This window comes from Okeania hirsuta (assembly GCF_003838195.1).
In the GTDB taxonomy this organism is placed as follows: Bacteria; Cyanobacteriota; Cyanobacteriia; order Cyanobacteriales; family Microcoleaceae; genus Okeania; species Okeania hirsuta.
This window is the reverse complement of sequence record NZ_RCBY01000506.1, coordinates 1-2,297: the sequence shown is the minus strand read 5'-3', so window position 1 is coordinate 2,297 and position 2,297 is coordinate 1. Positions and strand designations below refer to the sequence as shown.

Here is a 2,297-nt window from a genome sequence, read left to right as displayed (position 1 = left end):
ATATATTTATTTTTAACAGTAAAGGTAAATAAATAATAAATCATGGAATTTCTGACTCAAAACTGTTGGTGGATACCTTTTTATGGTTTAATTGGAGCAATTTTGACTTTACCCTGGTCAACAGGGATAATTCAACGTACGGGACCACGGCCAGCAGCTTATTTTAATATCTTGATGACGTTATTGGCCTTTATTCATGGTTCCATTGTTTATCAAGCTGTTTGTCACCAAGAACCACGAGAAATCATATTCAACTGGCTACAAACGGCAGACCTCAACTTATCTTTTGCCTTTAATATCTCATCTGTAACCGTTGGAGCAATGGATGTTGTGACGGGTTTCAGTCTATTAGCCCAACTTTATGCTTTGGGATATTTAGAAAAGGATTGGGCGCTAGCCAGATTTTTTGGACTAATGGGATTTTTTGAGGCAGCAATGAGTGGCTTAACAATTAGTGACTCTTTGTTCATTTCCTATACTTTGCTAGAAATGCTGACTCTTTCTACTTATTTGTTAGTAGGTTTTTGGTATGCTCAACCCCTGGTCGTAACAGCAGCTAGAGATGCGTTTTTAACGAAGCGAGTCGGAGATGTTTTACTACTCATGGGAGTAGTTGCCATATCAGCTTTAGCTGGCAGTATGAATTTTACTGACCTATATGAATGGGCTGAAAGAGTAGAACTTTCTCCTATTACTGGTAATTTGTTAGGATTGGCTTTGATTGCGGGGCCAATAGGTAAATGCGCTCAATTTCCTCTGCATCTATGGTTGGATAAGGCAATGGAAGGGCCAAACCCAGCTTCAATTTTGCGGAATACTGTGGTGGTTGCCATGGGAGCTTATGTACTGATCCAAATGCAGCCGATTTTAATTATTGCTCCTATAGCTCTAGATGTATTAGTGGTGATCGGAACTATAACTGCGATCGGAGCTTCTCTTGTTGCTTTAGCTCAAATTGACCTTAAGCGTGCTTTGTCTCATTCTACCAGTGCTTACCTAGGTTTAGTGTTTATTTCTGTTGGTACACAATGGACTGGTAGAATGAGACAAAGCACGCTTTAGCTCAAATTGACCTTAAGCGTGCTTTGTCTCATTCTACCAGTGCTTACCTAGGTTTAGTGTTTATTTCTGTTGGTACACAATGGACTGGTTTTGGCTTGCTGTTACTATTAGCTCATTGCATTGCTAAAGCGCTATTATTTATGAGTGCTGGAGGGGTAATTTTGACTACAAATAGCCAAAATCTTACAGAAATGGGGGGTTTGGGGTCTCGAATGCCAGTTACGACAACTTCTTTCTTAGTAGGTACTGCAGGTTTAATCGGGTTATTACCTTTAGGGGGTTTCTGGGCGTTACGACAAGGTTTAGATGTGTTTTGGATTATCGATCCTTGGGTTGTACCTGTTTTGTTATTTGTTAATTTCCTGACTGCTTTAAATTTAACCCGTGTTTATCGTTTGGTGTTCTGGGGTGAATCTCAACCGAAAACGAAACGGGCACCAGAAGTTCCCTGGCCAATGGCTGTACCGATGGTATCGTTAATTATCGTTACTCTACTCACACCGATAATGATGCAACGGTTATCACTATTACCTGACTGGGGTTATATTAATTTAGCTGTTGTGATTTTGTTAGTTGCATCTGGTTTGATTGGTGTTATTTTTGGTAGCATGATGGAGTTAGGCAGAATTTGGTCTCGACCAGTATATGCTCCTTTGCGTTTTGTTCAAGATTTGCTTGCTTATGATTTCTATATCGATCGTTTCTACGATGTAACTGTGGTATTTGCGGTTAGCCAACTTTCAAGGTTAAATGCTTGGGTTGACCGTTATATTGTTGATGGAGTTGTTAATTTAGTTGGTTTGGCAACGATTTTTAGTGGGGAGGGTTTGAAGTATGGGGTATCTGGTAAAGGTCAATCTTATGTGCTTACTATTCTGATAGGGGTTGGTGTCTTGGGGGTTTTGGCACTGTGGTTGATTGATTTTAGCTTTTGAAGGTAAGGAAGAATGAAGAAGGCAGAAGGGTTAGAGCGGAAGGGTTAGAGCGGAAGGGCGAAAAACGTTTTGGTATTAGTGCTTTTACTCAAGTTCTTATCCATAAATATTCAAATATTTCTTCCTGTTGCTTATTCCCTATTTTCTAGAGATATCTATTAGAGTTGTCGCTTTATAACTGAAAAAAATCCCAAAAACCTTGTTTTGTAAGGATTGTAGCTATTGGAAAATAAAAATGCTTGGAATTATTGCTCTGTCTAGGTTAGAGTGATTTTTTCCCTTTATTTAGCGACAACTCTA

At 39.2% G+C, this 2,297-nt stretch carries 1 pseudogene; it reads left to right on the top strand.

Features of this window, described 5'->3' with window-relative positions:
• The first annotated feature begins 39 nt into the window (after positions 1–39).
• Positions 40–1,997: pseudogene (locus D5R40_RS43275) on the top strand (NAD(P)H-quinone oxidoreductase subunit F).
• Positions 1,998–2,297: the final 300 nt, after the last annotated feature.